This window comes from Chryseobacterium artocarpi (genome assembly GCF_001684975.1).
In the GTDB taxonomy this organism is placed as follows: domain Bacteria; phylum Bacteroidota; class Bacteroidia; order Flavobacteriales; family Weeksellaceae; genus Chryseobacterium; species Chryseobacterium artocarpi.
Genome location: NZ_MAYH01000001.1, coordinates 444,157 through 457,427 on the forward strand (window position 1 = coordinate 444,157; position 13,271 = coordinate 457,427).

10 protein-coding genes are annotated in these 13,271 nt (G+C 35.5%); 8 read left to right on the top strand and 2 right to left on the bottom strand.

The genetic code is table 11. The features are described from left to right. The gene (locus BBI01_RS01905; RefSeq protein ID WP_065392993.1) at positions 1-849 is read left to right on the top strand and encodes a hypothetical protein; all 849 of its coding nucleotides are present in this window, start codon (positions 1-3) and stop codon (positions 847-849) included. Between the two features lie 504 nt (positions 850-1,353). Beyond that, the gene (locus BBI01_RS01910) at positions 1,354-4,116 is read left to right on the top strand and encodes an RCC1 domain-containing protein (RefSeq protein WP_083189985.1); all 2,763 of its coding nucleotides are present in this window, start codon (positions 1,354-1,356) and stop codon (positions 4,114-4,116) included. Between the two features lie 252 nt (positions 4,117-4,368). Here BBI01_RS01910 and BBI01_RS01915 read toward each other — a convergent pair whose 3' ends face one another. Together BBI01_RS01915 and BBI01_RS01920 are read right to left on the bottom strand one after the other, a co-directional pair. Further along, positions 4,369-5,847 carry a contractile injection system tape measure protein gene (locus BBI01_RS01915; RefSeq protein WP_065392995.1) on the bottom strand — a complete coding sequence of 493 codons (1,479 nt, stop codon included), beginning with the start codon at positions 5,845-5,847 and terminating at the stop codon, positions 4,369-4,371. A gap of 45 nt (positions 5,848-5,892) precedes the next feature. Then, positions 5,893-6,213: a hypothetical protein gene (locus BBI01_RS01920; RefSeq protein ID WP_123862049.1), complete on the bottom strand. Its 321-nt coding sequence runs from the start codon at positions 6,211-6,213 to the stop codon at positions 5,893-5,895. A 571-nt stretch (positions 6,214-6,784) separates the two neighbouring features. Between BBI01_RS01920 and BBI01_RS01925 the strand changes: the two genes are divergently transcribed. The 6 genes from BBI01_RS01925 to BBI01_RS01950 all read left to right on the top strand — a co-directional run bounded on the left by BBI01_RS01925 (position 6,785) and on the right by BBI01_RS01950 (position 13,269). Further along, positions 6,785-7,366: a Pvc16 family protein gene (locus tag BBI01_RS01925; protein WP_065392997.1), complete on the top strand. Its 582-nt coding sequence runs from the start codon at positions 6,785-6,787 to the stop codon at positions 7,364-7,366. Between the two features lie 53 nt (positions 7,367-7,419). After that, positions 7,420-9,141 (top strand): phage tail sheath family protein, encoded by a 1,722-nt coding sequence (locus tag BBI01_RS01930; RefSeq protein WP_065392998.1) that lies wholly within the window; start codon positions 7,420-7,422, stop codon positions 9,139-9,141. 81 nt (positions 9,142-9,222) lie between these two features. Further along, a complete protein-coding gene (locus BBI01_RS01935; protein ID WP_065392999.1) occupies positions 9,223-10,956 on the top strand; it encodes a phage tail sheath family protein in 1,734 nt (577 codons plus the stop codon). A gap of 35 nt (positions 10,957-10,991) precedes the next feature. Next, complete coding sequence (locus BBI01_RS01940; protein ID WP_065393000.1) at positions 10,992-11,423, top strand: phage tail protein; 432 nt, start codon at positions 10,992-10,994, stop codon at positions 11,421-11,423. Positions 11,424-11,446: 23 nt separating this feature from the next. Then, entirely contained in the window at positions 11,447-12,802 is a 1,356-nt protein-coding gene (locus BBI01_RS01945; protein WP_065393001.1) for a phage tail sheath family protein, read from the top strand. A gap of 35 nt (positions 12,803-12,837) precedes the next feature. Beyond that, the gene (locus BBI01_RS01950) at positions 12,838-13,269 is read left to right on the top strand and encodes a phage tail protein (protein ID WP_065393002.1); all 432 of its coding nucleotides are present in this window, start codon (positions 12,838-12,840) and stop codon (positions 13,267-13,269) included. Positions 13,270-13,271: the final 2 nt, after the last annotated feature.

The following is a 13,271-nucleotide window of genomic DNA, read 5'->3' on the forward strand; positions in this document are numbered from 1 at the left end:
ATGTATATAGGGACAACAATACAAGGTAGAGCTGATCAGTTTATCATCCTTGAAAAAAATGATTCTGTGGAAGATCTATCGTCGTTAATGGAAGAAAAAAATATTTATAACCTGATCGTTTCAGGGAAAGATATTGGATCAGAGTTTCTTACAAGTGATTCATTTTCAGAATTATTTAGTAAAATTGAGATATTGCATTTGAAAAATGTAGAAATCAATAAAAGCGAGGAACTACTTCAGTTTAAAAACGTTAAGCGATTAGAAATAAAAAATAGTAAGTTCAAAGGAAAAGAAGATGTTGACTGGTTACAACTTGAGAATCTGGAAGAACTGTTTACAATCTTTTCCAAACGGTTTCAAAATCTATTCAGTCATCCGACGCTGAAAACATTGTTTATTGAAAAATTTGAAGAAGAAGGCTTTGAGTTTCCTGTTAATTATCAATTGGAAACACTTTCGATAGAAAAAAGTAAAGAATGTATCTGGTCTTCTTTGCCTAATTTTAAAAACCTGAAAGCTTTGTATTTGGTTGGTATTCCTTCGATATTTGATATTTCCTGGATTGCAGAATTCTCACAGCTTGAAGATGTTGATTTTACGTCTTGTAAGAACATGGAAAATGTAATAGAAAGTCTTTCTGAAGTAAAATCTTTAAAGACAATTTTCTTAGGTTACTTAGGTGATTTCAACTCATTATTCCCATTAAAAAACTTAAATCACTTACAAGAGCTGACTATAGAAAGTGGCGGTAAACTGACAGATAAAAAGAATGTAGACTTTCTCAATAAGATGCCGCATTTAGAGTTTAGTATTGAAATGAAGAATTGTGTGATGGGTAATGAGGATTAAAAGATCTTTAATAAATCTTTTTGTGTATTTAAAACTATTATAAAGGTGAAATAATTATTATTTTTCATTAATGGTTTTATAAATGCTAATAAAAATATATTTTTACATTCAATTATAGAATTTATAACTGACTACAAAAAACTAATAAACTAAATCTAAAAACAAATTAAACCATGAAAATTAATGAAACTACGCCGTATTTACCTTTACTCATTCATCAAATTTGATTGCTCCAACAATTAAAAACAAACATTAAACTCTAATTTTTTAGTCCTAAGTCATGTCGAACTGATATGATTTATTTGAATATTTCTGTAAATCAGATGTGAAAAACGTTTGATAGTAGGGGTATTACAGGTATTTCACTCTCGATTCGGTATGAAAATATTTTTATAAAATATTGAAAAAGTTTGATAATCAGATATAATATGGAGTTCAGAAACCATTTAAACGAAGCGGAACCGAAAAGCTATACGAGTAGGAGAATATCATGAAAATTAAAATATGAGAAGAATACTTTTATTATTTGTATTTATCAGTCTAAATTCCTTTGCTCAATGCTGGCAGAGCCTTAGTGTGGGAGAAGAACATTCTGTAGGAATAAAAACAGACGGATCATTATGGGCTTGGGGAGCTAATTTCTTTGGGCAAATAGGTGATGGAACCGTGACGATGAGAAAGTCACCTCTCCGAATAGGAACATTAAAGGATTGGAAAATTGTTAGTGCAGGAGGTGGAAGTACTTTTGCCATTAAAACAGATGGAACATTGTGGGGATGGGGAAATAATAATTCTGGACAATTAGGAGACGGCACTACGATTTCTAAAAAAGTTCCGACTCGAATAGGAGCTGCAACAAATTGGCAGAGCCTTAGTGTTGGAAAAGATCATGTCATAGGATTGAAAACAGATGGAACCTTGTGGACGTGGGGAAAAAACGGTTATGGACAATTGGGAGATGGAACTACAGCTTCTAAAAATATCCCAACACAAATAGGAACTGCTACGGATTGGAAAAGTGTGAATGCCGGAAATAAATATTCAGCAGGAATCAAAACCGACGGAACATTATGGATGTGGGGGGTAAATATGGATGGACAATTAGGTGATGGAACAGATACTGATAAAAATAAACCAACCCAAGTTGGAACAGATACAAATTGGAGCAGCATTGATGCTGCAGATGATCATTCGGTAGCAGTTAAAACAGATGGTACGTTATGGACATGGGGGTGGAATTATTACGGACAATTAGGTGATGGTACTACAGTCAACAGAAATATACCAGAACAAGTGGGAACTGCAACAAATTGGCTAAATATTGCCGGTAAAAATGGAGCTACCTTTGCAACGAAAACAGATGGAACACTTTGGGCATGGGGGTATAATTATTATGGTCAATTGGGGAATGGAACAAATGGAGCAGAGAATATCGGGGCAATACCAGTACAAATAGGGACTTCTTCAGATAATCTGCAAATTTTTTCCGGAGAGAACTATGCTCTTGTAAAAAGTATTGATGGTTCTTTAAAAGCTTCTGGACAAAATAACTATGGGCAGTTAGGGGATGGGACTTCTACGACTGTTAATGTCAATAACAACAAAAATACATTTGTTCCTATTGCATGTCCTGGAGTCTGTATTCCTCCAACTCAATTTTTAGTAACTAATCTTACTTCTGCAACAGCTACTCTTAGCTGGGCAGCATCAACGATAGCTCCTAGCCAAGGCTATCAGTATCTTTATAGCACGAGCCCTTTTATTGGCGGAAATAATGGATCTACTATTTCTACAACTGTAAATCTGACCAATTTATTACCTGGAACCACTTACTATTGGTGGGTAGCACCTAATTGTGGATTCAGCTGGATAGAATGGGAATCAGGAGGTTCTTTTACTACGCTTCCTACTACTGAAACAGGTTGCTGGCAAAGTGTTGATGCAGGTCTTTATCATTCGATAGGACTTAAAGTAGATGGAACACTATGGGCATGGGGAGACAACCATTATGGGCAGCTAGGAGATGGAACTAATTCTGATAGAAATAAACCAACACAAATTGGAACCGCCAATAATTGGACGAAAATATCTGCTGGAATACGTTATTCTGTAGGGCTTAAATCAGATGGAACATTATGGACATGGGGAAGTAATATTAAAGGGCAACTAGGAAATGGAACTACTACGGAGAGAAATATTCCAACACAAGTAGGAACCGCAACAGACTGGGTAAATGTTGCTACTGGGGATACTCATACATTGGCTCTAAAATCAGACGGAACACTTTGGGCTTGGGGGCTGAATGATTATGGTCAGCTAGGTGATGATACAACCGTCAATAAAACTACACCTATACAAATCGGAACAGCAAACGATTGGTTAAGTATTGCAGCCGGAATGTCTCATAGTCTCGCTATAAAGACAGATGGAACATTATGGGCTTGGGGAGACAATTCTAAAGGACAGCTGGGTGATGGAACTATAGTTGCAAAAAAAAATCCGACACAAATAGGAACCGCTACAAATTGGAAAAATGTTGATGGAGGAAATGAACATTCAACAGGGCTCAAAACAAATGGAACAATTTGGGCTTGGGGAGATAACAGATGGGGGCAATTAGGTGATGGAACTGAAATCTCAAAGAATATTCCAACGCAATTAGGAGTAGAAACAAATTGGAGAAACTTTGCTACTGGATATTGGGGATCTACTTTAGCCATAAAAACTGACGGTACTCTTTGGGCATGGGGATATAATAGCTCTGGACAGTTAGGAGATGGAACGATTACACATAGATATACACCGATCTCTATCGGGACAGTTACTGATAGGCAGAGTGTTGCATTAGGAAGCTACCACGGACTTGTTATTAATAATAATGGTTTCTTATCAAGTGCTGGTCATAATGGTTTGGGACAGTTAGGAGATGGTACAACCGCTAGCAAGCCAATTTTGACACCTGTTGCCTGTCCTACAAGTAATATTGTTGTTGTGGGAGCCTTAGCAAGAACGATGAATGAAGCCTCAATGAAAGCAGATCAGCTGAAAGTCTATCCAAATCCGGTACAGGATATTCTGACAATTTCTTTAGATCAAAAGATTATTTCGGTAACGGTTTACAATACGGCTGGAAACCCGATACTTACGAAAACAATCAATGATACTAAAGGAAATATTGATGTTTCCGGACTTTTATCAGGAGTTTATCAGGTGAAAGTAATTGGAGCTAATGATTTTGTAAAAACAGTACAAATCATCAAACGATAAACATTATAATAAATAAGGTTTAAAATCTTTTTAAACTGAACCTTTTATTTGAAAATAGCGCCACTTGTAAGTGGCGCTATTCTTTAATATCTATTTAAAAAATTAACTGTTTCTCTGAAGAATTATTTGACTTTAGGATATTTGATGCAGGATTTTCTCTGCATTTATAGAGTGATAGAACACGAGAAGAGATTGGCAAATTTATTAAATTGATATTGTTTTGTGTAGGATAGTATTATTTGTAACAAACCATTACCAGTTTACATACATGAACTTTTCCTGCCATGGTAGCTTAATAAGACCAATTCCCCATGAAAGTTTTTCAAGAAGAATGTCTTGTGTTTTCCTTTCTATTGTAACCGTATAATCATAATCTGTGATGACTAGCTTTCCTGATCGTTGGAAAAACTCGTTTTGTAATAATTCTGCCGATGATTTTTTCATGGAACTCCAATTGTGCTGAACACTTTCTATGACATTCTTAGCTTGTTTTTTGTGCTTGCGTGAAAGCTTAATATGTCTGTTAATCGTCTGATGCATCGGGATATTACACAAGAATTTCTCAAAAATCATGTCGCATTCAGGAACGTTTGTTTTTCCCGTTGCAATATAATGCAACAGATGGGCTCCAAGCTCAGGGTCTGTAAGTTCTCGGGTTTCCGGATGAATAAGATTACAATCCTCAAATAGTGGTTTTATGAATGGATGGATCAAAATAAGCCCCGCATTTTGAATGTATAGACCTTCATCTTGGCTTGTATCTTCTTGAGCATCCAGATCATTTTGATAAACAGCTTCAGCCTGGAGATTTATGTTTTCAGACTTGTCTATTGTACTTTTTTGCCTGTTTTCCTGCGTTTCATTCTCTTTAAGATCAATGATTTTAATAAAAGGGAATATCTTAACTATTGTTTTTCCGATGTTATGGTTGGCTTTTATTTTTCGCGAACCAGATTGTTCCATTTTTGAAATTTGTTGTAAAAGATATTCCCGGAGATTATTTTTATCAGATGTATTCAAAGACTTTGATATTACATTTAAGATCAGTTGCCATAGGATGACTTTATCCTTATGATTAAACTTTGCTATTTGATAAATTGTTTCTTCTTCTATTTTGATTTCCAGTTCTTTATTTTTAAGGATAGCAAGGCACAATTGCATAATCTGTTCATCTGAAAACTGATTGATAATCCGATTCCGAACATGTTCTTTTGACAAAACAGAAACAATTTTTTGTTGAAAATTATCAGCCGTAATAAGTTGATCAAAAACTACCGACTCCAGAATGGAAATATTATTACTGCCAGAATTCCACCAGGGCATAGATCCCTTTTCCAGAAAATGAATAAATGTCTGAAGCAGTTTTTCCTGACTATTCATAAGATAGGATAGAGGAGTGTCTTTTGCTTCCTGATTTTGATTTTGAAATTGATTTTGATCTTCAATAGGTTTTGTAATCTCAGACAGTTCTTCCTTAAAGACTTGAGTTATTTTATCTTTTAATTCGGTATTTAATGCACTGCTTTTTGCATCCAGATTTAATTCTAATTTGGGAATTTGTAAGATCTGTCCATCTAATTTGTATTCTAAAGCATTGATATACTTTTCTATTTGAGGGAAAACATCAATAGATAAAAAGCTATTGACATCATCTTTTAAACTCAATGCTTTTTCTTTATTGTTGACGGTAATTTCAACAAAAACTTTCTGAATTATATGATCTTGATTCACATTAAATAGTTTTAAATTATAAAATATTAATAGTCTTGAAACGAACTATTTCCTGTCAAACTCTCCACCCCAGAAACCTGCCGGACAAAGGCTTAATTTTGATCTTTGCTTGGCACTCAATCTACATCCACAACCTCTTACAAACCCTTCCCTTGGAGCATCTACAACTTCCAGTGTTTTAGGATCAAGCCATTTCATCGCGTTGCAATTGTTGCCGTTTTTTAAAGGACAAGCATTACAGATCTGCTCTCTTAAAGAGAAAATAACTTCTTCGTTTTGATCTGCCATTCCCAGTTTTGAACGTAATTCATTGAAATGACCGTCAATGATTTCATTGCGTTTACTAAAAAGATTTTTAATATTCATATGATTAGTTTTTAAAATTATTGGGTCAAAATTAGAAAGAAGAGAAGCCATTTCTCGAATAATAAGGCGGGTCTATTCTGTCTTTGCAGTAAAAGACAAAAATCATTTCCTGATCATGCGGGTTTCCAAATTTTTATGAATTTTTTGATGTGAAAACATAAAAGGTCCAATCAGAAAAGCATCCTCTTTTTAAAAACTAATACTTCAGATAATTGAGCATTTCATTTAATGATTTATAATGGAGAAAAATTCAGGATTAAGAAAGATGACAATCATTGTGAACAAGAAATTTTATGTCGAAACGAAATGATTTTAAAAAAGAAAATACAGTTCAGATAAGAAGATCAAATTTGACCATCATACGACAGGTAAAATCTAAAGGTGAAAATTTTATTTTTTAAATTGGTTTTTAATTATTTGATTATCAATTATTTGTTTATGTTGTTTTTTTCTTTTTTTTATGAAAGCTAAAATCCTATTTACTGCAAAGACTGTATTGAGGAGGCAAAATATTTGTCTTTTGAGGGGGTGTGATTGTATGTTTGCACCATAATAATTAAGCAAAGAAATTATGATCTATAAAGTATTAACAGTTTTAAAAAATCATCTAAATGCTCCGGGTGGTTTATATGATCCGGCTGTAAATGAAGTTGCAGTTGTAGATGACATTGCAAAGCATGAAGGTGATAGCCAAAGTACTGATAACAAGGTGGTCATTAGTCTTTTGAGTGTTGAAGAAGAATCAACCTTGAAAAACAGATCAAGATATCAGCAGGTTGTGATAAACAAGAAGCCAGTCCGATATGATAAGGAAAGTGCTCCGGCTTACATCAATCTATATGTAATGGTCTCTGCAAACAGAAATATGTATAGTAAATCTTTAGCAGATATTTCAAAAGTAATTGAGGTATTCCAAAAAAATAATGTTTTAGAATATGTGGATAATGGAGAGCCTAAAAACAACTTTTCTTTCAGAATCGAGTTGCATTCCGTTCCATTTGATCAATTAAGCTACATCTGGGGATTGTTGGGCGGAAAAATAATGCCTTCCGTACTATATAAAATCAGTGTGGTGAAAATTGTTGCTCCGGATCTTCCTCTTCCAATTCAATTAATTGATAACGTTAATATAGAAAGCATTAATGTTGATTAATTCCCAAAGAAAAAACTAAAAACAAAAACTAATAACCCTTTAAATTTTTAAACATGTTAAATTCAGCAACACCAGGTGTTTCTGTTGAAGAAACTACAAAACTTCCCTACTCAGTTGCATTTATTGAAACGGCTATGCCTGCATTTATTGGGTATACCGAACGAATTCCGGCTAACTATAAAGGAGTTCTCAGAATCAGTTCTCTTCTGGACTATGAGCAGAATTTTGGAAAAGCAAACAAAGAAAGTATCCAATTAAAAGATGTAGAAGGTAAAGGAACAACTCTCGTGGCTCCTGATGCACAATTCTTAATGTACTATTCACTTCAGATGTATTTTGCCAATGGCGGTGGTCCATGTTATATCATTTCTGTAGGAGATTATACTTCAGAGGAAGTACAGTTGTCTTCACTGGAAGCAGGGTTGAATATGGTTGATCATAAAGATGTGGAAGAACCTATTCTTATTATTTTCCCTGATGCCATTTCATTAAACAAAGAAACAGACTTTTATCTTATTTATAATAAAGCCATTGAAAAAGCAGAAACCGATAAGAAAAACAGGTTTGTCATACTCGATACTTATTTCGGAAATTCTATCACCGAATCAGACAACCTCAACACTATTGAATCATTTGGAAGTAAAGTAAAATTAACAAATCATGCCGCTGCTTATTTCCCTCACTTAGAGACTATTCTGAATTATAGATTTGACGAAACTGAAAAAGTAATCACTCATACCGGTTTACAAAAAGCTGGACAAGACAGTAATGCCTTTTACGCAGGTGAGGTAGCTGCCATAGATGAATTGAAAAGGCTGGCTAGCGCAGAAATTGCAAGTGAATCTGCCAATGCTTTAGTCCTTGCTGATTTATTGGGACAGGCTATTGCCATTGCTGAAGAAGTAAATGAAGCAGCTGATCCGGGTGAGAAAAAAGCTACTTTAGTAACAATGATTACTGAGGCACAAGCAGTATTTGATGCCATATATGACGGGATAATTGATGATTTCGTTATGCCTGAAGAGGTAAATGAAAATACCCCTGTCTTCAGCGGAGAATTTGAATCGTTGAAAAATGCTATTATAGGAGTAAGAGACGAAAAAGGTGATGCAAACGGTTTAACTCTTAAAAGTTTAGAACAATCTAACTCCGCATTATACAATCATGTGAAAAGAGAAATGATGTCTTTACATGTTGTGTTACCTCCATCATCATCAGTAGCAGGTGCCTATGGCAGAGTAGACAGTACAAGAGGAGTATGGAAAGCTCCGGCAAATGTAAGTCTGAACTATGTCATTAATCCAACCGAAAAAGTTTCTGATAAAGAACACGCCGCTTTAAACGCTGCTGATTTTGGAAGATCTGTCAATGCGATCCGAACTTTTACCGGAAAAGGGTCATTAATCTGGGGTGCTAGAACTCTTGACGGAAAAGATAAACATGAGAACGACAACGATAATGAATGGAAGTATGTTCATGTACGCCGTTATTATAATATGATCAGGCAGGCAATAAGAGCAGCACTGGACAAAAATTTTATTAACGAACCCAATATTCCTTATACCTGGGTATGTGCAAAAACAATGCTGGAAAATTTCCTTCACCAACAATGGATGGAAGGAGCCTTAGCTGGTAATACCCCAAAAGAAGCTTACAAGGTAACAGTGGCTGGAGTAAAAGATACAGGTACAATGAAAGTAAATCTGGAATTAGCCTTAGTACGTCCGGCAGAATTTATTACCCTTACTTTCTCGCACAAATTACAACAATCCTAAAAACATAAAAATCAATCACGAATAAATATTCGAAGTTCTGCTTCGATGAATAATTAATTATTAACATAAAATTTTTTAAAAATGAATTACAAAACCCCTGGAGTTTACGTGGAGGAAGAAACTAAATTTCCACCTTCTGTAGCGCAAGTTGAAACGGCTATCCCTGCTTTTATCGGATATACAGCAGCTGGTCAGAAAAATAAGCCAATGAGAATCACTTCTATGTTGGAATATGAAGAATCTTTTGGAAAAGCAAACCCGGAAACCTTCGCTGTTGATTTCAAAGACGGTGTTGCTACTGCAATGCAGACTAAGGTAAACGATTTTAAGATGTACTATGCTATGCAAATGTATTTTGCCAATGGTGGTGGTCCTTGTTATATTATTTCTGTAGGAGGTTATGATGCTAAAGTAGCTGTAGAATCTACAACAAGCACTGAAACTTTATCATATGGTCTTGAATTGTTGAAAAAAGAAGATGAGCCAACACTTATTGTCTTTCCTGACCTTCAAGGTTTAGTTCCAGCTGAGGCTGATGTTGCTGCTGTTACAGCTGCTGCTAAACTTGCAGAAGCTAATAAGGATCTTGCTACACATGCAGAAGCTGCTGCAAAAACGGTGGCTGATGCAGCAAATATTGAAGCACCTACTACTGTAAAGGATGTTGTGGATGCTGTAGTTGCTAAGGCAAATACTTATGTGGTTACTGACGCGAATATTGCTAAACAAGTAGCTCAAGCTCAGGCAGCTCAAGCTGTTGTTAATGCTGTAAAAGTTGCTGCAACACCTTCGAATGCTACTGTTGGCGATGTTAAGATTGCTGCTTCAGCAGCTGCTTTTATCTATAATAAAAACCTGAAGACAGCTGAAACCGTAGCTAAAAATGCTGGTGATGTTAAAACTGAAGTTTTAGACAGAGCTGGTGATGCTGTTACTATTGATAAAGCATATTCTGTATACAATAAAGCTTTAGATCAGGCAGAATTATTAAAAGACAGGTTCGTTATTATGGATGTTCTTGGAGACGCTGCTGCTTTCAGAGATGGAGTAGTATCTACAGGCTTACAATACGGAGCAGCTTATTATCCGAAATTGAATACAGTTTTAAGCTATGATTTCAAAGAACTGGATGTTTTAGTAACAGGTGCAGGTGATGTTAGAACATTATCTGAATTGAAATCAAAAAACTCAGAGCTGTATAACCAAGCTAAGAAAGCAATTGAATCTAAGCAAGTAATTTTAGCACCATCGTCAGCCATTGCAGGAATGTATGCTAAAGTTGACAGTACTTCCGGAGTATGGAAATCACCAGCCAATTTAGGTCTTAACCTAGTAGAATCACCTACTGTAAAGCTTTCAACAAAAGATCAGGATTTGCTTAATGTAGATCCGTCAACAGGAAAATCTATTAACGCGATCAGAGCTTTTGCAGGAAAAGGAACATTAGTTTGGGGAGCAAGAACATTAGACGGAAACAGCAATGAATGGAGATACATCTCTGTAAGACGTTTATTCAACATGGTAGAAGAATCCGTGAAAAAAGCTACAGAACGTTTTGTTTTTGAACCCAATACAGCTAATACATGGGTTCGTGTACAATCAATGATCGAAAATTTCCTTGATCAGCAATGGAGAGACGGAGCATTAGCAGGAAGCAAGCCGGAAGAAGCTTTTTATGTAAGCGTTGGTTTACACAAAACAATGTCCGCTCAGGATATTTTAGAAGGAAGAATGAATATTGAGATTGGTATCGCTGCAGTACGCCCGGCTGAATTCATCGTATTACGTTTTTCTCACAAATTACAGGAAGCATAAAATAAACTAAATAACAATTAAATATAAATAAAATTATGAGTACATATCCATTAGTAAAGTTTGCCTTTGAAGTAGATTGGGGTGGAACAAAAGTAGGATTCCAGGAAGTAACAGGCTTAAACCTTGAAGCAGCTGTAATTGAGTACAGACACGGTGCCAGCCCGGACTTTAATAAAATTAAATTACCTGGATTGAGAACTAGTTCTAACATTACTTTAAAGAGAGGAACTTTCAAAAAAGATAACGAATTCTTTGCTTGGTTCCAGACAATGCAGTCAAGTACAGTAGAGCGTAGATCCATTACAATCTCTCTTCTTGATGAAAATGGAGAGCCTGCAGTAACATGGAAAGTGAAAAATGCATTCCCGGTTAAATTACTATCAACAGATCTGAAAGCTGAAGGTAATGAAGTAGCAGTGGAAACCTTAGAAATTGCCCACGAAGGGTTAACTATTGAAAATAACTAACATTAACTTAAAAATTAAAAAAAATGAATTACAAAACACCAGGAGTTTACGTAGAGGAACACGCAAAATTTCCACCATCAGTAGCACAAGTAGAAACAGCTATCCCAGCTTTTATTGGTTACTCAGATAAAGGTCCAAAAAATGAACCGACAAGAATTTCTTCTATGTTGGAGTATGAAACAATTTTTGGAAAAGCAAATGAAGAAGCTTTCGAAATTACCATTGAAGATACTTCTGTAAAAGCAAATGTAGTATTAAGTCCTTTCAAAATGTATTACGCTATGCAAATGTATTTTGCAAATGGCGGTGGACCATGTTATATCGTTTCTGTTGGAAATCTGGAATCAGGTTTTCCATCAACGGTAAACCCGTCTGATTTGAAAGTAGGTCTTGCTACTTTGGAAAAAGAAGATGAGCCTACTCTTATTGTTTTCCCAGAAGGAGAAGCATTAGGTAACGGTATTTACAGTATTTACGGTGATGCTTTAAGCCAGGCAGAATTATTAAAGGACAGATTTGTTATCATGGATGTTGTGGGTGAAGGTCCTGACGCTGTTAAAAACTTTAGAACAGGTGTAGGAGCTGGACCAGGTGGAGAACATTTAAAATATGGAGCTGCATATCATCCAAAATTAGAAACTGTTTTAAGTTATAACTATAATGATAAGAAGGTAAAAGTTACTATTATTCTTCCATCATTTGCTGCAGGAAGCGGAGACGAAACATTCCTTTATGATTTAAAATCAAGCAACTCAGATTTATATAACCAAGCTAAAAAAGCAATTGAATCTGAGAGAGTTGTATTGATTCCTTCATCAGCAATCGCAGGGGTGTATGCTAAAGTAGACAGTACTTCAGGAGTATGGAAAGCACCGGCTAACGTTGGACTTAGCTATGTAGTGGCACCTACAGAAAAAATCTCTAATGAAGATCAGAAAGCTCTTAATATTGATGCTGAATTTGGGAAATCTATTAATGCGATCAGAACTTTTGCAGGAAAAGGAACATTAGTTTGGGGAGCAAGAACATTAGACGGAAACAGCAATGAATGGAAATATGTATCTGTAAGACGTTTATTCAACATGGTGGAAGAATCCGTGAAAAAAGCTACAGAGCGTTTCGTTTTTGAACCAAATACAGCCAATACATGGGTTCGTGTACAGGCAATGATCGAAAACTTCCTTGATCAGCAATGGAGAGACGGAGCATTAGCAGGAAGCAAGCCGGAAGAAGCTTTTTACGTAAGCGTTGGTTTAAATAGAACAATGTCTGCTCAGGATATTTTAGAAGGAAGAATGAATATCGAAATTGGTATGGCTGCAGTACGTCCAGCTGAATTCATCGTATTACGTTTTTCTCACAAATTACAGGAAGCATAAAATAAACTAAATAACAATTAAATATAAATAAAATTATGAGTACATATCCATTAGTAAAGTTTGCCTTTGAAGTAGATTGGGGTGGAACAAAAGTAGGATTCCAGGAAGTAACCGGCTTAAACCTTGAAGCAGCTGTAATTGAGTACAGACACGGTGCCAGCCCGGATTTTAATAAGATTAAATTACCTGGATTGAGAACGAGTTCTAACATTACTTTAAAGAGAGGAACTTTCCAAAAAGATAACGAGTTCTTTGCTTGGTTCCAGACAATGCAGTCAAGTACAGTAGAGCGTAGATCTATTACAATCTCTCTTCTTGATGAAAACGGAGAGCCTGCAGTAACATGGAAAGTGAAAAATGCATTCCCGGTTAAATTATTGTCAACAGATCTGAAAGCTGAAGGTAATGAGGTAGCAGTGGAAACGCTAGAGATTGCTCACGAAGGATTAACTATTGAAAATAACTAATC

Coding starts and splice junctions, on each gene's coding strand:
- BBI01_RS01905 (WP_065392993.1), top strand. CDS start 1: ATGTATATAGGGACAACAATACAAGGTAGAGCTGATCAGTTTATCATC.
- BBI01_RS01910 (WP_083189985.1), top strand. CDS start 1,354: ATGAGAAGAATACTTTTATTATTTGTATTTATCAGTCTAAATTCCTTT.
- BBI01_RS01920 (WP_123862049.1), bottom strand. CDS start 6,213: ATGAATATTAAAAATCTTTTTAGTAAACGCAATGAAATCATTGACGGT.
- BBI01_RS01925 (WP_065392997.1), top strand. CDS start 6,785: ATGATCTATAAAGTATTAACAGTTTTAAAAAATCATCTAAATGCTCCG.
- BBI01_RS01930 (WP_065392998.1), top strand. CDS start 7,420: ATGTTAAATTCAGCAACACCAGGTGTTTCTGTTGAAGAAACTACAAAA.
- BBI01_RS01935 (WP_065392999.1), top strand. CDS start 9,223: ATGAATTACAAAACCCCTGGAGTTTACGTGGAGGAAGAAACTAAATTT.
- BBI01_RS01940 (WP_065393000.1), top strand. CDS start 10,992: ATGAGTACATATCCATTAGTAAAGTTTGCCTTTGAAGTAGATTGGGGT.
- BBI01_RS01945 (WP_065393001.1), top strand. CDS start 11,447: ATGAATTACAAAACACCAGGAGTTTACGTAGAGGAACACGCAAAATTT.
- BBI01_RS01950 (WP_065393002.1), top strand. CDS start 12,838: ATGAGTACATATCCATTAGTAAAGTTTGCCTTTGAAGTAGATTGGGGT.